This window comes from Tritonibacter horizontis, assembly GCF_001518015.1.
In the GTDB taxonomy this organism is placed as follows: domain Bacteria; phylum Pseudomonadota; class Alphaproteobacteria; order Rhodobacterales; family Rhodobacteraceae; genus Epibacterium; species Epibacterium horizontis.
Map to the genome: position 1 here is coordinate 1 of NZ_LPUY01000138.1, position 21,742 is coordinate 21,742.

A 21,742-nucleotide genomic window follows, 5' to 3' on the forward strand; every position below is an offset into this window, starting at 1 on the left:
CCGTCCATGTCTGTCATGGGCGGCGCGCGCCGTCTTGAGCGGTCACGTCGCCGGTTGCGGCTCTGGCGCGGGATCAACCACCACCAGCCGGGTCCCCGCCGCCGCAAGCGCCGTTGCCAGATCCGGAGGCAGCGTACTATCGCAAACCAGCATGTCGACCTGCCCGGGCAGCAACCCCTTGTGCGGCGCGGTAGAGTGGAGTTTTTCACCGGTCGCGCCGACCACGATGCGCGCCGCACCGCGCGCCACCACCCCAGCAAGCGCCGCCTCGGGCGGACTGTGGTAGAGATAGCCCTGCGAGACCGAAATCGCATCGACGCCAAAAATCGCCAGGTCATAGGCGAACCGCGCGGCCTGCGTTTCGGTCAATGTGCCAAACGTGCCATTGTCGCGATTTGACATTTCACCGCCCAGCAGATGGAGGCTGGTCCGGTTGCGATCAGACAGCGCCTGTCCAACGCTGACCCCATTGGTGACAATCGTCAAACCGCTGCGCCGGGTCAGACATTCCGCCACAAAACTCGTGGTGGTGGAGACATCGAGAAAGACGGTCATGCCATCGGTGATCTCTGTCGCAATACGTCGGGCAATCGCGCGCTTTTCCCGCGCGCGTTGCCCCATCCGGGCGACAAAATCGCTGCCACCGGTGTCCTGTCCTGACAGCAAGACGCCACCATGCACCCGCTGGACATGCCCTGCCTCTGCGAGGCCGGCTATGGTGCGGCGCACGGTCTCGCCGGAGACATCCAGCGCCTCTGCCAGATCTGCCGAGCGGGCCGAGCCGCCGAACCGCTCCAGCGCCTGCAAGAGCTCGACCCCACGATGGTTGAGCTTTTCCGCACTCACGGGGCGATCACCTTGGGTGAAAATTCCACAAAACTACCCATCGTCGCTTTCATTCCTGTGTTATGGATCCGCGAGATGACGCGCTTGCCCGGACAATGAGGATACCGAATGCCCCGCCCACGCAACATCCTGTTTGTGATCTTTGACCAACTCCGCGCAGATTGTGTTTCAGGTGCACTGGCGGCAAGTGTCGATCTGCCCAACATCCGCCAGTTCCGCCAGGACTCGGTGTCGTTTGATCGCCATGTTTCGGTAGTGAACCCCTGCGGGCCGTCCCGGACCTCGATTCTGACTGGCCAATACGCCATGAACCACCGCAGCGTGCGCAATGGTACGCCGCTGCGCCATGACACGCCGAACCTGGCGCGGGAGCTGCGCAAGGGCGGCCGGACGCCGCTGCTGTTCGGCTATACCGACACCACGCAGGATCCCCGCCAGTTTCCGCCGGGCGACCCGGCGATGCACAGCTATGAACAACCCATGGATGGATTTTCCGAAGCTCTGGAAATGCGGTTCGAGGAATCCTTTCCCTGGCGGGCACATCTGAAATCCAAAGGCTATTCCTTCGCCAGCTACGCAGATCTGTATCGACCTCTGGCGCCGCAGGGACGCACCGCAGGTCCCCGCGATCCGGCGCTGTACCGGGCCGAGGACAGCGACACCGCGTTTCTGACCGACCGGGTTCTGGCGCATCTGCCCGGGCTCGAGGATCAGGGCTGGTGCGCCCATGTCACTTACATTCGTCCGCATCCGCCGCTGGTTGCCCCGGCCCCCTACAACACCATGTATGACCCCGCGCAGCTGCCGCTTCCGGTCGCCCATTCGGCACCTTCGGATGAGGCGGCGATCCACCCGTTCTGCGGCCCGGCGATGGCCGCGACCAAGGCCGGCGATATGGTGGTCGGTCAGCCAGGGCTGCACCCCGACACCAAGACGATCCAGCAGCTGCGCGCTGTCTACCTTGGCCTTGCGACGGAGGTCGACCATCATTTCGGACGCTTGATCGGGTATCTGAAGCAAAGCGGTCAATACGAGGATACGCTGGTGGTGATGACTGCCGATCATGGCGAGATGCTCGGCGATCACCACATGTGGGGCAAACAGAGCTTTTACGACGCGGCCTATCACACGCCGCTGAGCATCCGCCTGCCGGGAAACCAGTCCCAGGCCGGTGTGGTGCGTCACGAACGGACGGAATCGGTCGACCTGATGCCGACCATACTGGAATTTTGCGAGCAAACGGTCCCCAATGCGGTCGACGGACGGTCGTTGATGCCGCTGCTGCACGGCACCTGCCCCGCGGATTGGCGGCGCTACAGCTTCTCTGAACTCGACTATGGCGATCCGATCACCCCCACCGCCTGGCAAACGGCGCTGGGCAGCGGCGCCAGCGACAGCAATCTGGCGATCCTGCGCGACGACAGGTTTACGCTGGTGGTCTTTGCCGCGGATCTGCCACCGGTGCTGTTTGATCATCACGGTGCAGGCGAAATGGTCAATGTCGCGGCGGCGGCGGAACACGCCGAGGACCTGAGCCGGATGATGCAGGCCATGCTGCGCCACCGGATGCGCAACATGAATCACCTGCTGTCCCTGGACGCGATCACGCCAGAGGGCGCCAAACAGGCCCGCCGCTTTGCCTAGCGGGCCGAGGGTCGCCAAAGTTTTGTGCTGTTCTGTGGGTTTGACGCGGAATTTATTTTTTCAATCATAGCAGCAAGTTACGCCCCGACACCGGGGCGCAACAGGTCGCTCCGCAACCAAAATCGGTCGAAAACGGTCAACTTACGCAAATTAATACACAAATCTGTCACGTCCTCGTGCACTTTTGTGGAGCAAGTCGAATCGCGAAAAGGCCGCGCCCCATGGAAGACAGCGACAAGATCCCGCATCGCGGACATGAGGTCCTTGAGGTGCTGGCGCGCTTTGGCGGGTCGGCACGCAATGTTCAGATCGCCCATGCACTCGGCGTTTCCGAAGAAACCGTGCGGCGGCTTGTGCGCAACCTGGCCCAGGCAGGCAAGGTCGAGCGGGTGCACGGCGGCACCTACCTCAGCCATCCGCAGGATGCGCCGATCTACTCCAGCGCGCTGGAAAAGAACGCCGGAGCCAAATCCGACATTGCCCGCAAGGCGGCAGAGCTGATTTCGGACGAGATGACCATCTTTCTGAATGTCGGCTCCACCACCACCTATGTTGCCGAACACCTGCGTCGCCACAGCGGTCTGACGGTGGTGACCAACTCGATCTCCGCGATTGCATCGCTGGCCGGCAACAACGGCAGCCGGGTCTTTTTGACCGGCGGCGAAGTCATGCGCGCCGAACGGGGCAGTTTTGGCCGCGCCGCCGAGGCGCTGGCGCAGCAGTTTTCCTATGACGCGCTGATCCTTGGCGCCGACGGTGTTTCACCACGGCATGGATTTGTCACAGGCAACGCGCTGGAGGCCGATATCACCCGCGCTATCGCAGGTCAGGCCGACCGCATCATCGTGGTTGCGGATCTGTCGAAACGCGAAAAGCGGGCGCCTTTTGTCGCCTGCCCACCCGAACAGGTGACCGATTTTGTCACGGAAAAGAAACCCGATCCCGCACTGGCCGAAGCTTTGGCCCGCTGGGGGATCACAACCCATACAGCCCCTCCGTCAGAAAAAATGACCAAAGCAAAATAGCGGGACGGGCCTGTGAAGCCGGGCGACATCGCCCAAATCAGTCTGATAGGTTCTGGAGGAACGGAAACTATGAAAAAACTACTTTTGACGACAGCCGCAGCGATGGTCCTGCCCAGTCTTGCACTTGCGGCCTGCCCGGCCGTGACCGTGGCCGATGCACAGGGCGTTGCTGCAGGGGCCTACCCACAGCAATACGACCTGAGCGAATTTCAGACCGCAGCGTCCTGCGAATTGGGTTTTGCGGAAAACCCCGCCCTCGCGGAGTTGAACGCCCGCATCAAGGGCAACCCTGACCTGCCGCCACTGGCAGAGCGCCTGCCGGCGGAACCGCTGGTCGTCGCCCCCTATGAGGCGGTCGGCAGCTATGGCGGCACGTTTGAGGCGCTGTCAAATGCGACCGAAAGCGGCACCTCCGATTTCCTGTCGGTGCGTCACGTGAACCTGGTGCGCTATTCGGATGACCTGCAGACCATCGTGCCCAACGTCGCCAAATCCTGGGAATGGAACGCGGATTTCACCCAGCTCACTGTGCATCTGCGCAAGGGTCACAAATGGTCCGACGGCGCCCCCTTTACCGCCGAAGATGTGGTGTTCTGGTACGACAACCTGATGATGGATACCAATGTCATCGCCGAAGCCAAGGGCTATGCGCTGGCCGGGGACGAACCGATGGAGGTCGTGGCCCTGGACGACACCACGGTTCAGTTCAACCTGAAAGCGCCAAAACCGGGTCTGCTGGAAACCTTCGCAGCCACCTATGTGCAGCCCTTCCTGCCCAAGCATTTCTTTGGCCAGTTCCACCCGGCGATCACCGCTGACGCGGATCAAAAAGCCAAGGATCTGGGCTATGAAGGCGGCTATGACCTGATCAAGGCCTATTACGGCAACTCCGACTGGATGGACACGCCCTCGCCAATGCTGACTGCCGGCGACAAGCTGGCGGGCCTGCCCAAGAACACCACCCCGACGCTGGAAAGCCATATCCTCGTCGAGGAAACCGCCGAAGGCCGCCAGTATGTGGCGAACCCCTACTTCTTCATGGTGGACACCGCCGGCAACCAGCTGCCCTATATCAACGAGCTGAACGAGAACTACATCGGCGATGCCGAAGTCCGGAACCTGAAGCTGATCAACGGTGAGGTGACCTATAAATCACAGGCCGTCTCTCTCGACAGTGCACCGCTGTTGCTGGAAAATCAGGAAAAGGGCGGCTACAAGATTGATATCAAGCCGACCATCGCGATGACCACATTGGCCTTCAACGTCACCCATGAGGACGAAGCCCAGCGCGCGGTTTTCAACGACCTGAAGTTCCGCACCGCCATGTCCGTCGCCATCGACCGCAACGAGCTGAACGAGACCGTCTATTTCGGCATGGGCCAGCCCCAGCAACACGTCGGGTTTTCACCGCTGCCGGAGTTCATCGACGGCAAGTGGAAGGGCCACGAGATCGGATTTGACCCCGAGCGCGCAAAGGCGTTGCTGGACGAGATCGGTCTGGTTGATCAGGACGGCGACGGCATGCGCGATCTGCCCGGCGGCGGTCGTTTCCTGCTGAACTGGCAGTTCGCGACCCAGGCCACCCCGGCAGCAGCGGCAGAGCTGATCGCGCGCAACTGGTCGGACGTGGGTGTCGAGACCCAGATCAAGGAAGTCACCTCGGACGAGTATCGCTCGGCACAATCCGCCAACCAGCTGCAGGTTCTGTCCTGGGTTGCGGGCCAGCCGGCGGGCACCTCGCTCGGCGACAACCAGCTGTGGGTGCCGCCCTACTCCGACTATTTCGGCATCCGTCCCGCGATGGGCTGGGCTGAATATCTGTCCTCGGACGGCGCGGCCGGCATTGAACCCCCGGTCTGGGCCAAGGATCTGATGGCGGATCTGGCCACCTATCAATCCTCGGTTCCGGGTTCGGATGCCTCCAAGGCCGCCGCGGCAAGCATGGTCGAGACAATGACCGGCAACCTGCTGATCCTCGGCACCGTGCTGGCACCGGCCCCGATCTACCGCGATGCGGCGCTGAAGAACGTACCGGAGTTCAAGACCTCCTCCTACGAGTACTACCGCACCTACCCCTACCGTCCGCAGCAATGGTTCCTGGCGGAGTAATCCGCCCCGGTAGACAGAACGACAATGACGGCGGGCACTTCGGTGCCCGCATGTCGCGCTGCACTCGCCAGACCTGCGCCCGCCCGTGACAGAGAGACCCAGACCCGATGCTTCAGTTTGCCCGATTTGCCGTCACACGCGCCATTATGGCGTTTGTCACGCTGTTGATCGTCTCATTTGTCGTGTTCTCGCTGATGGAGCTGGTGCCCGGCGATTGTGCCGAACGCTATATGGCCTACAAAAACACCCAAGGCGAAGCGATCACGCTGGAGGCAATTGACGCCGAGCGTACGCGGTTGGGTCTGGACCGTCCCTATATCACCCGTTGGGCCAGCTGGCTTGGCGGGGCCTTTCGCGGCGATTTTGGCGACAGCTGCATTCTGCGGGTCAATATCGCGGACCTTCTGGGCGACAAGTTCTGGTTCTCGCTGGCGATCTGTTTCGGCTCGCTCCTGCTGGCCTATGCAATCGCGGTGCCGGTTGGCATTCTCTCAGCGGCCTCCAACAACGCCTTTGCCAACAACAGCCTGCGCATCGTCAGCTATCTGGGTCTGGCGCTGCCGAATTTTCTGCTCGCACTCATCATCATGCTGGTCTCCACCGTCTATTTTGGCGAAACACTGACCGGGTTGCTGTCGCCCGAATACAAGAACGCCGACTGGAGCTGGACCAAGCTGCTGGATCTGCTGAGCCACATCTGGTTGCCGATTTTCATCCTCGGCTGGTCTGCGACCGCCTTTGCCTTGCAAACGGTACGGGCGCTGATGTCCGACGAGCTGGGCAAATTGTATGTCACCGCCGCCGCCGCGCGTGGGGTGACGGGCCGCCGTCTGCTCTGGCGCTATCCGGCGCGCCATGCGCTGGGGCCGATCGTCAATTCGGTGGGCTTTGACCTCAACCGGATCTTTAACGAGCTGCCGATTGTGGCGGTCATTCTGACACTGACCGATGCCGGGTCTTTGCTGCTCGATGCGCTTGCGCGCTCGAACGATCAGCAGTTGGCCGGCGCCATCATCTTTTTGCTGACGGCCACCATTGTCGCCCTGAATTTCGTCACCGATATCCTGCTCGCGGTGCTTGACCCGCGGGTCCGCAAGTCGATCCTGAAGTGAGCCCCCAATGACCGATCTGTCCCAGGACCCGCAGACCGCCGCCGAGGAAACCGCGCTGGATGCCCGAAAACAGGCCTATTTCACCGCCTCACAGGGCCAGCTGATCTGGGCCCGCTTTAGGAAGCAACGCGCTGCGATGATCGCTGCTTGTGTGCTTTTGGTGCTGATCCTGTCGGGCCTTTTTGCGCCCTTCCTGTCGCCCTATGACCCAACGGCAAAGGGGCGCAATGCGGACTATCTGAACGGCGCGCCGCAGGTGCCGCAGTTCTGTGACAAATCCGGCTGCAGCCTGCGCCCCTTCCTGCACCCGGTGACCCGCGAACGCTCGCTTGCGACCAATTTTCGTTGGGTCGAAAAGGTCAACGAGGACGAGCGGATCTATATGCAGTTCTTTGTGACCGGCGACGACTACAGGCTTTTCGGCGTTGTCCCCTCCCGCCTGCACCTCTTTGGCATGGAAGAGGGCTACATCCATATTTTCGGAACCGATGCGGCGGGCAAGGATATTTTCTCGCGCACCTTGCACGCGGTCTGGACCTCGTTGCAGGTCGGCGCGATGGGGGTGGTGATTTCCTTTGTGCTGGCGCTGATTATCGGCGGTGTTTCCGGCTATTACGGCGGCTGGCTGGACAGTGTGATCCAGATGATCACGGATGCCATCCGCACCGTGCCGGCGATCCCGCTGTTCATGGCCATCGCCGCCTTCATCCCCGCCGAATGGTCGGCAGAGATGCGGTTTTTCTTCATCTCGATGATCCTCGGTCTGATCGGCTGGCCGACCCTGGCGCGGCGCATTCGCACCCATCTTCTGACCGAACGCAATCAAGACTACGTGCTGGCGGCACAACTTTCGGGGGCCTCGCCCTCCCATGTGATCCGCCGCCATCTGCTGCCCAGTTTCACCAGCTACATCATCGTCGATCTGGTGATCTCCTTTCCCTATATGGTGCTGTCGGAAACCGCGTTGAGCTTTATCGGGCTGGGGCTGAAGGACCCGGTGAATTCGCTCGGTGTGATGTTGCAGAACGTCACCAAGTCGGACGTCTTGCTGAACTATCAGTGGTATTTCATCCCGGTGATCTTTTTCATCACGCTGGTGATGGCCTTTGTCTTTGTCGGCGACGGGCTGCGCGATGCGGCCGATCCCTATTCGGAAGTGAAGAAATGAGCCTGTTGACCGTCGAAAACCTCACCCTGCAGTTTCGCACCGACGAAGGGCTGATCACCGCCGTCGACGATATCTCCTTCACCCTCGACCGGGGCGAGGTGATGGGGTTGGTGGGCGAAAGCGGTTCTGGCAAGTCGGTGACCGCCAAGGCGCTGATGATGCTGAACGCGGGCAATGCCATCTACGGCCCCGAAAGCCGGATCACCCTGCACCTGGAAGACGGTGATGTGGATGTGCTGGCCTGCAAACGCCCGCGCGAGATGCGGGTGGTTCGCGGCGGCGCCATTTCGATGATCTTTCAGGAACCGATGGCGAGCTTTGCGCCCGCCATGACCATCGGCAGCCAGATGGTCGAACAGCTCCTGATCCACACCGATCTGTCCAGGGCACAGGCTAAGGCGCTGTCGGTCGAGATGCTGGACCGGGTCGGCATTTCCGATGCCTCTGCGCGGTTCAACCAATATGCGTTCGAACTGTCCGGCGGCATGCGCCAGCGGGCGATGATCGCCATGGCGCTGTCGACCAAGCCGCGCCTGCTGATCGCGGACGAGCCGACCACCGCGCTGGATGTGACCATTCAGGCGCAGGTGATCCAGCTGATGCAGGAACTGGTCAAGGATTTCGGCATGGGGATCATCTTCATCACCCATGACCTCGGCGTGGTGGCGCAGACCGCAGACAAGGTCGCGGTCATGTATCTTGGGCGCATGGTCGAAAAAGGCCCGGTGCGGGCGGTGCTGCGGGGCCCTGCGCATCCCTATACCCAAGGGTTGATCGACGCCTTGCCCAAGCTCGATGACCTTGACGCGCCATTGCGACCGGTGCCCGGCGACATTCCCTCGCCGCTGGAACGTCCGTCGGGCTGCGTCTTTCATACCCGCTGCGCCCGGGCCCTGGTTGACACTTGCCGCACGGCGGTGCCGCAATGGTCAAACGCGGGTCCAGACCATCGCGTTGCCTGCCATCTGAACACGGGAGAGACCTGCGCATGACCTCGCCCCCAAACACATTGATCTCTACCCGCGATCTGCAGGTGGGGTTTGCCATTCGCAAAGGTCCCTTTAGCAAGGGGCTGCTGAAGGCCGTCGACGGGATCTCTATCGACATTCCCAAGGGCGCGTTTTTGGGCGTCGTCGGCGAGAGCGGTTCGGGCAAGACCACACTGGGCCGCGCCCTGTTGCAGGCGGTGCCGGTGACAGGCGGCAGCGCCACCTATGACGATGGCGAGGTACGCTACGACCTGGGCCAGCTGAAGGGGGCGGCGCTCAAGGAATACCGCAGCCGCGCCCAGCTTATTTTCCAGGATCCCTATGCGGCACTGTCCCCGCGCATGACCGTGCGCGACATTATCGCCGAACCGCTGGAGGTCATGGGGCTGACCAAATCACGCGCCGAAACCGACGCCCGCGTGCGCGAGGTGGCGGCAACCTGTCGTCTGAACCTCGAACACCTGCGCCGCTTTCCACATGCGTTTTCCGGTGGACAACGCCAGCGGATCTCTATCGCGCGGGCGCTGGTCTGTGGTCCGCGCTTTGTCATCGCGGATGAGGCGGTCGCGGCGCTGGATGTGTCGATCCAGGCGGATATCCTGAACCTGCTGAAACAGCTCCAGCGCGACCTTGGCATCACCTTCCTGTTCATCTCCCACGATCTGAGCGTGGTGGCCCATACCTGCGACCATGTGGCGGTGATGTATCTGGGCCGCATTGTCGAAAGCGCGCCGACGCGGGCGCTGTTTCGCGCGCCCCGGCACCCCTACACACGGGCGCTGTTCTCGGCCATTCCCTCGCTCGACCCGGATGACAGGGGCCGCGCGCAGGTGCTGTCGGGCGAAATCCCCTCCCCTACCAACCAGCCTTCGGGCTGTACCTTCCACCCCCGTTGCCCCTTTGCCACCGAGCGGTGCAAACGCGAGGCGCCACAGGCGGAAAAGGGCGCGGACGGCCATATGGTGAGCTGCCATCACTGGCGGGAATTGGCGGCGGCGCCTGACGCCATAAGGCAGGCAGAACCGGCAGAGTGATCCACGACGCCCAGCGCCCGACCGAGGGGACGGCGCAGCCCACGCCCGGGACGCCGGCGGGGCTGCCCCGCCTCACGGCCGGAGGAAGCCCCTAGCCCCGCGCGGTTTTCTGCTCTGCCACGGTCCGTGCCACCAACTCCTTGTAAAGCGCGCGGATACGGGTGGTGACCGGACGCTCCCCTGTGCCGATCTCCTTGCCGTCGATCGAGGCCACCGGGGTCTGCGCGCCAAAGGTGCCGGTCAGAAAGGCCTCGTCGGCGCCATAGGCCTCGTAGAGCGAGAAGTTCTTTTCAAACACCGGAATATCATTGGCACGGCAGAGGTCGATCACGTTCTGTCGCGTCACCCCGTTCATGCAATAATCCCCGGTCGACGTCCAAACCTCGCCCCGCCGCACGATGAAAAAATTGCAGGCGTTGGTGGTGTTCACAAACCCATGTGGGTCCAGCATCAACCCTTCGTCGGCCCCGGCCTGTTCGGCCTGCAGGCAGGCAATGACGCAGTTCAGCTTGGAATGGCTGTTGTATTTGGCGTCCTGGCTCATCGGCAGGCCCCGGACCTGCGGCACGGTGGCCAGGCGGATCCCCTTGGCAGACAGGCTTTGGGCCGGTTTCGAGTGTTCGACGATGGCCACGATTGTCGGCCCCCAGCGCGACAGGCTGGGATGCTGAAACGGTTTGGCCTTGCGACCGCGTGTGATCATCAACCGGCAATGGGCATCGCCGGTCATCCCGTTGGCGGCGGCCGTATCGTCGAGGATCTTGCGAATGTCGTCCGGTCCCAGACCAATTTCCAGCGAGACCGATTTCAGCGAATTGAACAGCCGGTCCATATGGGCATCGAAAAAGGCCCACTCGCCATCGTACAGCCGCATCCCTTCCCACATGCCATCGCCCAGCATGAAGCCGGAATCATAGACCGACACCACCGCCTGGTCCTTTGGAACGATGTCACCGTTCACGTAGATCTTGATGTGATCGTTGCGGTCGTCCGCTTCGGCGTCGTGGGTCGTGTGGGCGGGGGAGGTGTCTGGTGTCATGGGGCTCTCGTCCGAAATGGCGTTCGCCCGAGACAGACCATGCGACCCGGCCGCTTGGCAAGGGGCCTCTCAGGATCAGAGCGGATCGACAGACGCGCCAGATGGCGCGTCTGTACGGGCCCGTCAGGCATCAAGCGGGGCGATGGCTCCGGGATGTCCAACGACCATCTTGGCGCAGTCGTGACCGGCCTTCAGACAGTCCAGCTCCTCACGCTCCTGCAAGAAGGCCGCCAGGTAGGCACCGTTAAAGCTGTCGCCAGCGGCGGTTGTATCCACCACCCGCTGCGCCGCCTCAAAGGCCGGAACATCCAGCTGCGGATTGGCGAGCGGCACCGGGCCGAGCGGACCCCGTTTGAGCGCCCCCGCCACCCATGTTTTTTGGGCAAAACGTGCCAGCACCGACGCCTCATCAGCATCCCCGAACAGCGCCATTTCATCGTCGATGCTGGGCAGGGCGATATCCGCCATGGCCCAGGCCTGGGCTGTGATCTCCTGGGCGGTTGCAACATCTTCCCAGAGTTTCGGGCGGTAATTGGAATCAAAGGCGATCAGGCAGCCCGCATCCGATTTCAACTCTTCCAGCCGGGCGAACAACCGCGCGCGGGCGTCTGGCGCCAGGATGGCCAGGGTGATTGCCGAATAATAGACGATTTTCGCTGCCGGAATTTCGGTGGTCGCGGCCTCCGCAAACATGCTGCGCGCAGCAGAGGCCGAGCGCCAGTAGTGAAAACTACGTTCGCCGTCCTTATCGGTTTTGACCGAGTAGAGGCCGATATTCCGATTGGCGTCGGCGCGGATTTCATCGGTTACGATGCCCTGTTCGGCGGCCAGTTGGCAAAACCCCTCGGAGAGAGGGTCTTCGCCAACGCGGGTGACATAGGCCACCGCCCCCGGCGCCAGCGCGCGGGCGCTGTAAACGGCGGTGTTGAAGGTGTCGCCGGCGAACCCGACAGACCACCCGGCTTTGGTGTCCTGGCGCAGTTCCGCCATGGCTTCGCCAATCGCGACAAGTTGGTATTTCATCATTTTTCGACTTTCGCAGCTGCAACACCCCCCTGTTGCAACATGACGTCGAGTTTTTCAACAACTGCCTTGCGCCAGACCTGGCTGTCACGCAGTTTGCCCGGAAACACGGCGTGCAGATCATGCAGCGCCGCGCTGATCTGCACTGCGGTCTGCGCCGGTGCAAGGGCGGCGCGAATTTCTGCCGCGCGGGGATCGTCCAGCCCAGGACCCGCCTGCACACAAAAGGCCATCCACCCCGCCACCGCAAAAGCAAAGGGCGCGACATCACCCTGCAGCTGCAGCGTTTCCAATGCAGGTGCCAGAATGCGCTGAGGCAGTTTTTCGCTGCCATCCATGGCGATCTGGTCGGTGCGATGTGCAATGGCGGTATTGGCAAACCGCGCCAGAAGTTCGGCCCGATAGTGATCAAGATCCACGGCAGGCAAATGCGGCAAGGTGGCCTGAGCCGCCCGCATGTGCCGATCCACCAGCGCCGCCAGCGCCGGATCCGCCATCACGTCCCGCACATAGGTGCAGCCCGCCAGCCCCCCGACATAGGCCAACATCGAATGCGCCCCGTTGAGCATTCTGAGTTTCATCAGCTCGTAGGGTTGCACATCCGCCACGAAGATCGCCCCCGCCCGCTCCCAGGCGGGGCGCCCCGTCGGGAACCGGTCCTCGATCACCCATTGGCTGAAGGGTTCGGTTTCAACCGCGCCAAGGTCCTGATGGCCCGTCAGGGCAGTGACATCCGCATAGGTTCGCGCGGTTGCGGCGGGCGTGATGCGATCGACCATGGTGGAGGGAAAACTGACAGTTTGCCCAATCCAGTCGGCAAGATCAGGATCAAACTGGCGGGCGAAATCGACAACCCCGTTGTGCAGGAGCACGCCGTTTTCCGGCAGGTTATCGCAGCACAGCACGGTAAAGGGCGCAAGACCGGCGGCGCGGCGGCGGCGCAGGGCCTCGACCAGCAGCCCGAGAACCCCTGTTGGCGCCTCGGGGGCGGCAAGATCAGCCCGAACCGCCGGGTGCGACAGGTCAACCCCCTGCGTCGCCCGGTCAATCCCATAGGCTTTTTCCGTCACGGTCAACGATACGATGCGCGTGCCGACGGCCGTCATCACCTTCAGAACCTCTGCCGGGCTCTGCGGTGCGGTCAGGACGCGGTCGATGGCTGCAATCACGCGGGCGGTGGTGCCCGCCGTGCTGCGCACCATCACCGTATAGCGTCCCTGTTGCGGGTTCAGCTGCTCGGCGGCCGTCGCGCTGCGCAGGCTGACCCCGACGATCCGCCAGTCGCCCCCAGCGGCAGCCAGGGCGGCGTCGGTATAGACGGCCTGATGCGCCCGGTGAAACGCCCCCAGTCCGAGATGAACGATCCCGACGCCATGCCGGACCGGATCATAGGCCGGCACTTGCACATCGGCGTTCATCTGGCTGTGGCTGGACAGTCTGGGCGCAAGGGTCATGACCGCACCCCGTGCTGCGGGTGCGCCAGGGCGGTGGCGACGCCCCGCAGCTCCGCAAGCCCCTTGAGCCGCCCGATTGCCGGATATCCCGGCTGGCCGTTGCGATCCAGATCATCCAGGATATCTTGCCCGTGGTCGGGCCGCATCGGGATCTGCCAATCGCCACGCCCTGCCGCCTTGCGCCGGTTTTCTTCTGCCAACACCGCCGCAATGACGGCGACAAGATCGACATCCCCATCCAGGTGGCGGGATTCAAAAAACGACCCGCGCAGATCTGTGGTCTCACGGGTGACATTGCGCAGATGCAGGAAATGCACCTTGTCGCCCAGATGCTGCATCATTCTGGCAAGATCGTTGTCAGGGCGCGCGCCCAGAGACCCCGTGCACAGGGTGATGCCATTGGCCGGGCTGTCGACCGCTTCGGTGATATGCCGATAGTCGGCTTCGGTGGACATGATCCGCGGCAATCCAAGGAGATCAAAGGGCGGATCGTCGGGATGGCAACACAACCGCAACCCCAATCGCTCTGCCACCGGGACGACCTCTGACAGGAAATCAATGAAGTTGCGGCGCAGCTGATCCGCGGAAATACCATCATATTCCGCCAGATGCTGCCGGATGTCATCCATCGTATAGCTGCCGCTGGCGCCGGGCAGACCGCAAACGATATTGTCCGCCAGCGCGTGGCAGCGCGCGCCATCGAATGTGGCAAACCGCGCGGCCGCCTTGGCAACGATATCCGCGGGGAACGCGACATCGGCCCCGGTCCGTTTCAGGATGAAGACATCAAAGGCAACAAAATCGAGCAAGTCGAAACGCATGCAGCGCGCCCCGTCCGGGCGCTCCCACCGCAGGTCGGTCCGCGCCCAGTCCAGCACCGGCATAAAGTTGTAACAGACGACGTTTATCCCCGCCTGGGCTATGTGCTCCAGGCTGGTTTTGTAGGCCTCGATATGCGCCCGCCACTCGCCGGATTGTTTTTTGATGTCCTCGGACACCGGCAGGCTTTCGACCACTTCCCAGGCCAGGCCGGAGGGGGTCCCGTTCGACCGGGTTGCGATTTCGGCCTGTCGCTGGGCGATCACGGCCGGGGTCCAGATGTGGCCCACCGGCACATGGTGCAGGGCGCTGACGACGCCCTCCACGCCCGCCTGCAACATGGTTTCAATCCGCACGGTGTCATGTGGCCCGAACCACCGCCAAGTTTCTCGCATATGTCTCAACCTTTATTCCGGCGACAACCGGCCGCCTGTGTCTGCGATAGCGATACCACGCAGGAAACTGATTGACTAGTATGGAAGTATGGCGATACAACCCAACAAGGGAGAACACGCAGATGCAGTCAGGACAAGGCCAACAACTGATCGATTTGAGCAGCGCCGCCGCGCCCCAGCTTTATCGGCTGCTGCGGCAGCGGATCATTCGATGTGAATTGCAACCGGGGGCCCGGATTTCGGAATCCGAAGTCGCGATGTCCTATGGTGTCAGCCGCCAGCCCGCCCGCGAGGCCTTTATCAAGCTGGCCGACGAAGGTCTGGTCGAAATCCGTCCCCAGCGCGGCACATTCGTGCGCAAGATCTCGGTCGATGCGGTGATGAACGCCCGGTTCGTGCGAGAGGCCATCGAGGCGGATATCGTCAAATTGCTTGCCGCGGCCCCGGACAGCGCGCTGGTGACGGACCTGCGATTGCAGATCAAGGAACAGCGCCGGGCCGCCAAGACGGACTCGGTCCGTTTCATCGAATTGGACGAGGCATTTCACAACACGCTCGCCCTTGCTGCGGACAAAAGCCACGCCTGGTCCGTTGTTGAGACCAACAAGGCGCAGATGGATCGGGTCCGCCATCTGGCGACGCAAAAGTTTCCCATGCTGACCCTGACGGATCAACACGAACAGATCGTCGACACCATCGAACGCGGCAATGTGGCCGCCGCCGAGGCGGCGATCCGCACCCATCTTCAGGCGATCCTGAAAGACCTTCCGGAAGTGGCCAGCGACTGGCCGACTTACTTCGAAGGCGGCGAAACCGCCGCAACGTAAACTCAGCAGTAGGAGGAGACAATGCTGAAACTTTTCAAAACCCGCCGGTCCGTATTGGGCCAGGGCATCGCGACGATTGCGACCGCTTTGGCACTGGTCAGCCCGGCTGTTGCAGCGGATTACACGCTGTCGGTGAACACCGCCCTGTCCACGACCGACCCACTCTATAAAGGGCTGGAGGCACTGCAGGCCAATATCTCCGAGGCCTCTGACGGCCGCCTTGAGGTCAAGCTGTTTCCAAACTCGCAGCTCGGCCCGGACGAGGACGTGCTGGAACAAGCCCGTGCAGGCGCCCCGGTTGCCGTGGTCGTCGATGGCGGTCGTCTGGCCGTGTTCCAGAACGAATTCGGCGTCCTGGGCGCGCCCTTTCTGGCCTCTGGCTATGATGGCATTCGCAAGGTTGTGACGTCTGACATGTTCGAAGGCTGGGCCAAGGACCTGAACGAAGGATCCGGCCTGCAGGTGCTCAGCTTCAACTGGTGGCAGGGCGAGCGGCATCTGTTGACCAACAAGGAGATCACCGGGCCGGCGGACCTGAAAGGGGTGCGTATGCGGACACCGGGTGCACCGGTCTGGATGGGCACCATCAACGCGATGGGCGCAACAGCGACGCCGCTGCCCTGGGCCGAAGTCTACTCTGCCTTGTCGTCCAACGTCATCGACGCGGCCGAAGCGCAAATGCCGGCCATCACCGGTGCCAAGCTGAACGAGGTCATTACCCATGTCACCAAGACCGGGCATATCAACTTGATCACCGGCGTCGTGACCTCTGGCCCATGGTTCAACGCCCTGCCGGCCGATCTTCAGTCAATCCTGCGCGAAGAGACGCTGAAGGCCGGTGACATTGCCTCCTACGGGACCCAAGACGCCCTAGCCGGCATCGAAGAACAGCTGATCGCCGGAGGCGTGACCGTTTCCGAGATCGACACGGCCCCGTTCAAGGAGGCCACCGCAGCCGTCTATGACGAGCTGGGCTATGGCGAATTGCGCGATGTTCTGCGCGCAATGGCCGCCAAATAAACCCAAGTCTTTGCCCGCGCGCAGACCTTGCGCGCGGGCAAGAATACATAAAGGGACGGAACTGTGCACACCCTCTATAGTAAGGTCGAATTTGCGGTAGGTTTTGCGTTGCTGGCCGTGATTTCCGGTCTGGTCTTTGTCGCCGCCGTCATGCGTTTTCTGGGCAGTCCCATCATCTGGTCGGTGGATATGGCGCAGCTGCTGTTCATCTGGCTCTGCTTCATCGGGGCCACCCGCGCGATGCGCCAGAAGTCCCATCTCGGTGTGGACTACCTTGTCAGGCTGTTTCCATATCGCGCCCGGTTGAGGGTCGAAACCCTTCTGACACTACTCTTCATCGCGTTTTTACTGACCCTGGCTGTGGTCGGCTATGACCTGACGATGCTGAACTGGGAACGGGTGTTTGGTGACAGTGGCCTGTCTTATGCCTGGGTCACCATCGCGGTTCCCGTCGGTGCGGTCCTGCTCAGCCTGACGCTGTCTTTCAACCTGGTCGAGGCCTGGCGATCCTCAGACCGGCTCGTTTACACGCGCACAACCGACAGCGAGGGCACCGACGCCCTGCCCCCCGCAGGAATGAACTGATCATGGGCCTTATTGCACTCGTTTTCCTGGTTCTGTTGGTCCTGGGCGCGCCGGTCGCCTTTGCCATCGGCATCTCCGGTTTCACCTTCTTCTGGACCTCCGACATCATGCCGCTGTCAATCGGCGTGCAGAAGATCGCCACCGTCAGCCAGAGCTTTCCCCTGCTTGCGGTGCCCTTTTTCGTGCTCGCCGGCCATTTGATGAATGAAAGCGACATCACGGATCGCTTGTTCCGGTTCTCGCGGGTGGCGGTGGCCTGGATGGCTGGCGGGCTGGCGCAGGTCTCCATCATTCTGTCCACCCTGATGGGCGGTGTATCCGGATCTGCCGTGGCTGATGCTGCCATGCAGTCCCGCGTGGTCGGCCCACAGATGCTGGGCCAGGGTTACTCAAAAGGCTACACCGCCGCTGTGATCGCCCTGTCGTCCCTCATCACCGCGACCATCCCCCCCTCAATCGGGCTGATCCTCTATGGGTTTGTCGGTCAGGTTTCCATTGGACGCCTGTTCCTGGCGGGGATCGTGCCGGGCGTCCTGATGATGCTGTTCCTGATGGCCGCCGCCTGGTTCGTGGCCCGCAGGCGCGGCTACAAGGTCGCCGGTGCCACAGTTCCGACCCCCGGCGAACTCGGCCATGCGGCATGGGATGCCAAATGGGCGATCTTGTTTCCCGTGCTCCTGGTCCTGTCCATTCGCGGCGGCATATTTGTTCCGTCAGAGGTCGGCGCCTTCGCGGTGGTCTACGCGCTGCTGGTGGGCACCCTGGCGCATCGGGTAATGACCTGGCAGCGGATCAAACTGGCCTTTGAACGGGCGCTCAGCGATATCGGTCTGATCATGCTGATCATCCTGATGTCCGGCATGATCGGCTTTGCAATCATCTTTTTGCAGGTGCCGCAGAGCATCGCAACGATGATGCTGAGCAACCTGTCCGATCCGGTCGTGATCGTTGCGGTGATCCTGTTGAGCCTGTTCATTGCCGGGTTGTTCTTTGAAAGCACCATTCTGGTCCTGCTTTTGACCCCGATCTTTGTGCCGATCATCGAAAAAGCGGGCGTCGATCCGGTGCATTTCGGCATCTTGATGATGACAATTGTGACGCTGGGGTCGATGACACCGCCGGTCGGGGTGGCCATGTATACCGTTTGCAGCCTACTGGAAACGCCGATCGAGGACTACGTGCGCGAAAGCATTCCCTTCTTTGCCGCCATTCTTGCCCTCGTGATTGTCTTGACCCTGTTTCCGGGCCTCGTACTCTTCCTGCCAAACCTTGCCTTCGGATAAATGACGCCAATGCCCCTCCTCGACCCAGACCGCCTGCTGCCTGCAGACCCGACGACCCGCGCCATCGCCCGGGAAATCTACGATGCAGTCAGCGATCTTGCCATCATCTCGCCCCATGGGCACACCGATCCGCATTGGTTCGCCGAGGACGCCTGTTTCGAGGATGCGGCATCGCTGTTTCTGACACCGGACCACTACGTCCTGCGGATGCTGCGTTCGCATGGATTGTCCTACGACGCCCTGGGGGTGCCCCGGCGGGATGGCGGCGCGGTCGCCGATGGACGCCATGCCTGGCGGACCTTTGCCGGGCAGTATCATCTCTTTGCCGGCACCCCCTCGCAGCTCTGGATCGACCACGCGATGAACTGGGGGTTCGGCATCGACGAACGTCTAAGCGCCGCCAACGCGGACCGGATCTATGACCAGATCACCGAGCGGCTGCAGCAGGACGACATGCGCCCCTGCGCCATCCTCGACAAGGCAAAGGTAGAGGTGATCGCAACCACAGAATTCGCGCTGGACCCGCTGGCGGCACAGGGCAAACTGGCGGACAAGGGGCTGGTGGGACGTATTCGCACCACCTACCGACCGGACGATGTGACCGACCCCGATATGCCCGGGTTCCTGGCGAACCTCAAACGCCTCGGCGACCTTACCAACTGTGACACCCAAAGCTGGGAGGGCATGATCGAGGCCCATCGCATCCGCCGGGCTGCGTTTCGCAGTTTTGGCGCAACCGCGACGGATCATGGCGTGCCCGACCTGGTGACAGCCGACCTCGCCCCGCGCGAAAAACAGGCGTTGCTGAACCGCGTCCTGTCTGGCACGGCGGCAGCCGCCGACGCGGCAACATTCCGGGCGCAAATGCTGACGGAAATGGCCGCCTTGTCGGTCGAGGACGGGATGGTGATGCAGATCCATGCGGGCATCGACCGCAACACCGATCCGCAATTGTTCGCCGAACGCGGTCCCAACCTTGGCGCTGACATCCCGCGGGCAGTTTCGCCGCGGGCGGGACTTGCCCCGATGCTGCAGCGGTTTGGCAATCACCCTGACTTCAGCCTGATCGTTTTTTGTCTCGATGAAAGCACCTATGCCCGCGAACTGGCCCCGATGGCGGGCTATTGGCCGGCCCTGAAGGTCGGGCCACCCTGGTGGTTCCACGACAGTCCGCGCGGCATCGCGCGCTACCTGGACGCGTTGGTCGAAACCGCCGGGTTCTACAACCTGGCCGGGTTCAACGACGACACCCGGGCGCTGCTGTCGATCCCGGCCCGGCATGATGTCTGGCGTCGTTCGGTTGCCACATTTCTGTCGGATATGGTTGCCCGAAGGCTGCTGAACCTGACCGAAGCGCGCGAAATCGCGGTTTGGCTGGTCTATGGCGCCGCAAAACAGGCCTACAAGTTCGACTGAAACCGGAGCTGCCGGTCGGCCTGCCCCACCGGCAGCTCTCGTTTTCCGAGTAAAACACTGGACATGCTGACGTGACGTCACTACCGTTTGCGCAGGCTGCGGTGGGTGTGGCCAATGTAACTTGTACCATTCCTGTAGCGTCAGCAGGACCGGAGGCCTCTCAAATGACCGTTATTCCGGATCGCTTTCAGGATGCCCCCATCACGAGAGACCGCGACCAGTTCCTGCGTGAATTGCTGCGGGAATTGTCTGGTGTCCTCGAAGATATGGTGGGTCTGGAAGAAGCCGAAGGTTTCATTGCCAAGGTCGGCAACAGGGTCGGCCTGATGATGGATACCGAATATCGCCAGATCGCAAACGTCGACCGGCTCGACAAGGACGCCGTGGCCGATGCGATGGTCGATCTCAAACGCCGCATCAAGGGCGGTTTCAGTGTCGAGAGCCTTGAAGAAGACCGGATCGTCCTGACCAACACCCATTGCCCGTTTGGAAAATTCGTCGCGGGGCGCAAGTCGCTTTGCATGATGACGTCGAATGTCTTTGGGCGCATCGCCGCCAACAACCTTGAATACGCTCGGGTCGAGCTTGCCGAAACAATTGCCGAAGGCGGATCGCGCTGCCGTGTCATCGTTCACCTGACCGAGGGCGACGCGGGTCGTGAATATTTCAGTTGAGCCGATGACACCGTCCTCCGTTGTTGAAACGGCTTTTGATGTGCTCCCCCGGGCCGCCCTCGTCGTGGACCGTGAGGCGCAGATCGTCTATCGCAACAGCCTGGCAAAACACGAGTGGCACTGGCCCGGCGAGGCCCCGCCCCCCAATCTGGATGATCTGTTCGTCGGCAACCGCAAGGAGCTGCGCACCGAAATCATCGCCTGCGCCTCTGGCGGCATCATCGTGCTGCGCAAGCGCGGTGACGACACTGCCGAGGCGCTTCGGTTCGAGGTTGCAGCGCTGCGACAACAAGACGGGCGACCGAAGCATTTCGTGTTGCTGCAAGACCTCTCGCAACGCGGCAAGCGCGCCTTTGCGCATATGAACGCCGAACTGAAAGCCGCCAACGCAGAAGGCGCCGAGGTGCGACGCCACAACCTGAAACTTCGCCAGCAGCAGGACGCCCTGGCAGAGGCCAATCGTCAGCTGGCCGACCTGAACGCCGCCCTGCAGCGCAGCAACCGAGAGCTGGACGATTTTGCGCATATCACGTCGCATGACCTGCGCGAGCCGATCCGCGGCGTGGCCATCAACGCCAAATTACTGCTCAAAGAACACCTGAGCCCGGCGGTCGAAAAGAGGCTCAACCGGATCCTCGTCCTGTGTGACCGTATGGACCGATTGAACGTCGACCTGCTGCAATATGCCAAATTGACCACCCAAACCAACGTCGCCGCCGTGACCGATCCCGGTCCCGTGCTGCGCGACATCCGCCAGTCCCTGACCGAAATGCTGACAGACCGATCTGCAACTCTGGAGGTCGCGACCGAGTTGCCAACCGTTGCCCTCGCCGTGCCACAAACCAAGACCGTGTTTCAGAACCTCATCGTCAATGGCTTGAAATACAACAGGTCGCTTCGTAAAATCGTGCGGGTCGGATTTGCCAAAACAGCCATGCTGCGCGGCACCCCGGTAAATGATGTATTTTTTGTCGAAGACAACGGAACGGGGATTGAAGATCGGAACCGGGAAAGCGTTTTTAAAATGTTCAACCGCTTGCACAGTGACGCGGCCTTTGGCGAAGGCACGGGTGCGGGTCTGGCCTTTGTGAAGAAAATTGCCGAAACCAGCGGTGGCTGGGTCGATTTCCAAAGCCCCCCTGACGGCGGTACTATTTTTTACGTGGCCCTGCCCCTGGCCTCGCCCGAGGCGACCAGCGAAGCCAACCCGCCATGAGGCCGCGCCCCGTCCGATTGCCACAGATCGCCGCCAGGGGCGACCGCTATACCAAGCGACCGGT

The 21,742-nt window shown here is 62.0% G+C and carries 19 protein-coding genes; 14 read left to right on the forward strand and 5 right to left on the reverse strand.

Translation table 11 applies throughout. The features are described 5' to 3' along the window. Positions 1 to 42: 42 nt before the first annotated feature. Positions 43 to 846, reverse strand: a complete 804-nt coding sequence (locus tag TRIHO_RS21965; protein ID WP_082705279.1) for a DeoR/GlpR family DNA-binding transcription regulator — start codon at positions 844 to 846, stop codon at positions 43 to 45. Positions 847 to 954: 108 nt separating this feature from the next. On the opposite strand from TRIHO_RS21965, the gene TRIHO_RS21970 reads away from it, so the two are divergent. The 7 genes from TRIHO_RS21970 to TRIHO_RS22000 all read left to right on the forward strand — a co-directional run bounded on the left by TRIHO_RS21970 (position 955) and on the right by TRIHO_RS22000 (position 9,927). Next, complete coding sequence (locus TRIHO_RS21970) at positions 955 to 2,490, forward strand: sulfatase-like hydrolase/transferase (protein ID WP_068248829.1); 1,536 nt, start codon at positions 955 to 957, stop codon at positions 2,488 to 2,490. A gap of 221 nt (positions 2,491 to 2,711) precedes the next feature. Then, positions 2,712 to 3,515 carry a DeoR/GlpR family DNA-binding transcription regulator gene (locus tag TRIHO_RS21975; RefSeq protein WP_068248831.1) on the forward strand — a complete coding sequence of 268 codons (804 nt, stop codon included), beginning with the start codon at positions 2,712 to 2,714 and terminating at the stop codon, positions 3,513 to 3,515. A gap of 69 nt (positions 3,516 to 3,584) precedes the next feature. Beyond that, positions 3,585 to 5,624: an ABC transporter substrate-binding protein gene (locus TRIHO_RS21980; protein ID WP_068248833.1), complete on the forward strand. Its 2,040-nt coding sequence runs from the start codon at positions 3,585 to 3,587 to the stop codon at positions 5,622 to 5,624. Positions 5,625 to 5,731: 107 nt separating this feature from the next. Further along, positions 5,732 to 6,736, forward strand: coding sequence for an ABC transporter permease (locus tag TRIHO_RS21985; RefSeq protein ID WP_068248835.1), 1,005 nt, complete (start codon positions 5,732 to 5,734; stop codon positions 6,734 to 6,736). Between the two features lie 7 nt (positions 6,737 to 6,743). Beyond that, positions 6,744 to 7,904: an ABC transporter permease gene (locus tag TRIHO_RS21990; RefSeq protein WP_068248837.1), complete on the forward strand. Its 1,161-nt coding sequence runs from the start codon at positions 6,744 to 6,746 to the stop codon at positions 7,902 to 7,904. Beyond that, a complete protein-coding gene (locus TRIHO_RS21995; protein WP_068248839.1) occupies positions 7,901 to 8,896 on the forward strand; it encodes an ABC transporter ATP-binding protein in 996 nt (331 codons plus the stop codon). The genes TRIHO_RS21990 and TRIHO_RS21995 overlap by 4 nt, the downstream gene beginning before the upstream one ends. Continuing rightward, a complete protein-coding gene (locus TRIHO_RS22000) occupies positions 8,893 to 9,927 on the forward strand; it encodes an ABC transporter ATP-binding protein (RefSeq protein WP_068248841.1) in 1,035 nt (344 codons plus the stop codon). The genes TRIHO_RS21995 and TRIHO_RS22000 overlap by 4 nt, the downstream gene beginning before the upstream one ends. Before the next feature lie 91 nt (positions 9,928 to 10,018). On the opposite strand, the gene TRIHO_RS22005 is transcribed toward TRIHO_RS22000, so the two are convergent. From TRIHO_RS22005 to uxuA, 4 genes are all read right to left on the reverse strand, one after another. Next, entirely contained in the window at positions 10,019 to 10,966 is a 948-nt protein-coding gene (locus tag TRIHO_RS22005) for an aminotransferase class IV (protein WP_068248843.1), read from the reverse strand. Positions 10,967 to 11,089: 123 nt separating this feature from the next. After that, entirely contained in the window at positions 11,090 to 11,992 is a 903-nt protein-coding gene (locus tag TRIHO_RS22010) for a sugar kinase (RefSeq protein ID WP_068248845.1), read from the reverse strand. Beyond that, positions 11,989 to 13,443 carry a mannitol dehydrogenase family protein gene (locus TRIHO_RS22015; RefSeq protein ID WP_068248847.1) on the reverse strand — a complete coding sequence of 485 codons (1,455 nt, stop codon included), beginning with the start codon at positions 13,441 to 13,443 and terminating at the stop codon, positions 11,989 to 11,991. Before TRIHO_RS22015 ends, TRIHO_RS22010 begins: the two co-directional genes overlap by 4 nt. Next, positions 13,440 to 14,657 (reverse strand): mannonate dehydratase, encoded by a 1,218-nt coding sequence (uxuA, locus tag TRIHO_RS22020; protein ID WP_068248848.1) that lies wholly within the window; start codon positions 14,655 to 14,657, stop codon positions 13,440 to 13,442. Before uxuA ends, TRIHO_RS22015 begins: the two co-directional genes overlap by 4 nt. A 122-nt stretch (positions 14,658 to 14,779) precedes the next feature. On the opposite strand from uxuA, the gene TRIHO_RS22025 reads away from it, so the two are divergent. From TRIHO_RS22025 to TRIHO_RS22055, 7 genes are all read left to right on the forward strand, one after another. Further along, positions 14,780 to 15,484 (forward strand): GntR family transcriptional regulator, encoded by a 705-nt coding sequence (locus TRIHO_RS22025; RefSeq protein ID WP_068248849.1) that lies wholly within the window; start codon positions 14,780 to 14,782, stop codon positions 15,482 to 15,484. A 21-nt stretch (positions 15,485 to 15,505) separates the two neighbouring features. Further along, positions 15,506 to 16,504, forward strand: a complete 999-nt coding sequence (locus TRIHO_RS22030; protein ID WP_068248852.1) for a C4-dicarboxylate TRAP transporter substrate-binding protein — start codon at positions 15,506 to 15,508, stop codon at positions 16,502 to 16,504. 63 nt (positions 16,505 to 16,567) lie between these two features. Continuing rightward, positions 16,568 to 17,089: a TRAP transporter small permease gene (locus tag TRIHO_RS22035; protein ID WP_068248854.1), complete on the forward strand. Its 522-nt coding sequence runs from the start codon at positions 16,568 to 16,570 to the stop codon at positions 17,087 to 17,089. A 2-nt stretch (positions 17,090 to 17,091) separates the two neighbouring features. Continuing rightward, positions 17,092 to 18,372, forward strand: a complete 1,281-nt coding sequence (locus TRIHO_RS22040) for a TRAP transporter large permease (RefSeq protein WP_068248856.1) — start codon at positions 17,092 to 17,094, stop codon at positions 18,370 to 18,372. 9 nt (positions 18,373 to 18,381) lie between these two features. Further along, entirely contained in the window at positions 18,382 to 19,788 is a 1,407-nt protein-coding gene (gene uxaC, locus TRIHO_RS22045; RefSeq protein ID WP_068248858.1) for a glucuronate isomerase, read from the forward strand. Positions 19,789 to 19,952: 164 nt separating this feature from the next. Then, on the forward strand, positions 19,953 to 20,462 hold the full coding sequence (locus TRIHO_RS22050) for a methanogen output domain 1-containing protein (protein WP_068248859.1): 510 nt from the start codon (positions 19,953 to 19,955) through the stop codon (positions 20,460 to 20,462). After that, positions 20,446 to 21,678: a sensor histidine kinase gene (locus tag TRIHO_RS22055; RefSeq protein WP_131811242.1), complete on the forward strand. Its 1,233-nt coding sequence runs from the start codon at positions 20,446 to 20,448 to the stop codon at positions 21,676 to 21,678. Before TRIHO_RS22050 ends, TRIHO_RS22055 begins: the two co-directional genes overlap by 17 nt. Positions 21,679 to 21,742 lie beyond the last annotated feature (64 nt).

Bases quoted from the DNA above. Each gene is read 5' to 3' on its own strand.
- TRIHO_RS21970 (WP_068248829.1), top strand. From the start codon at position 955: ATGCCCCGCCCACGCAACATCCTGTTTGTGATCTTTGACCAACTCCGC.
- TRIHO_RS21975 (WP_068248831.1), top strand. From the start codon at position 2,712: ATGGAAGACAGCGACAAGATCCCGCATCGCGGACATGAGGTCCTTGAG.
- TRIHO_RS21980 (WP_068248833.1), top strand. From the start codon at position 3,585: ATGAAAAAACTACTTTTGACGACAGCCGCAGCGATGGTCCTGCCCAGT.
- TRIHO_RS21985 (WP_068248835.1), top strand. From the start codon at position 5,732: ATGCTTCAGTTTGCCCGATTTGCCGTCACACGCGCCATTATGGCGTTT.
- TRIHO_RS21990 (WP_068248837.1), top strand. From the start codon at position 6,744: ATGACCGATCTGTCCCAGGACCCGCAGACCGCCGCCGAGGAAACCGCG.
- TRIHO_RS21995 (WP_068248839.1), top strand. From the start codon at position 7,901: ATGAGCCTGTTGACCGTCGAAAACCTCACCCTGCAGTTTCGCACCGAC.
- TRIHO_RS22000 (WP_068248841.1), top strand. From the start codon at position 8,893: ATGACCTCGCCCCCAAACACATTGATCTCTACCCGCGATCTGCAGGTG.
- TRIHO_RS22005 (WP_068248843.1), bottom strand. From the start codon at position 10,966: ATGACACCAGACACCTCCCCCGCCCACACGACCCACGACGCCGAAGCG.
- TRIHO_RS22010 (WP_068248845.1), bottom strand. From the start codon at position 11,992: ATGATGAAATACCAACTTGTCGCGATTGGCGAAGCCATGGCGGAACTG.
- TRIHO_RS22015 (WP_068248847.1), bottom strand. From the start codon at position 13,443: ATGACCCTTGCGCCCAGACTGTCCAGCCACAGCCAGATGAACGCCGAT.
- uxuA (WP_068248848.1), bottom strand. From the start codon at position 14,657: ATGCGAGAAACTTGGCGGTGGTTCGGGCCACATGACACCGTGCGGATT.
- TRIHO_RS22025 (WP_068248849.1), top strand. From the start codon at position 14,780: ATGCAGTCAGGACAAGGCCAACAACTGATCGATTTGAGCAGCGCCGCC.
- TRIHO_RS22030 (WP_068248852.1), top strand. From the start codon at position 15,506: ATGCTGAAACTTTTCAAAACCCGCCGGTCCGTATTGGGCCAGGGCATC.
- TRIHO_RS22040 (WP_068248856.1), top strand. From the start codon at position 17,092: ATGGGCCTTATTGCACTCGTTTTCCTGGTTCTGTTGGTCCTGGGCGCG.
- uxaC (WP_068248858.1), top strand. From the start codon at position 18,382: ATGCCCCTCCTCGACCCAGACCGCCTGCTGCCTGCAGACCCGACGACC.
- TRIHO_RS22050 (WP_068248859.1), top strand. From the start codon at position 19,953: ATGACCGTTATTCCGGATCGCTTTCAGGATGCCCCCATCACGAGAGAC.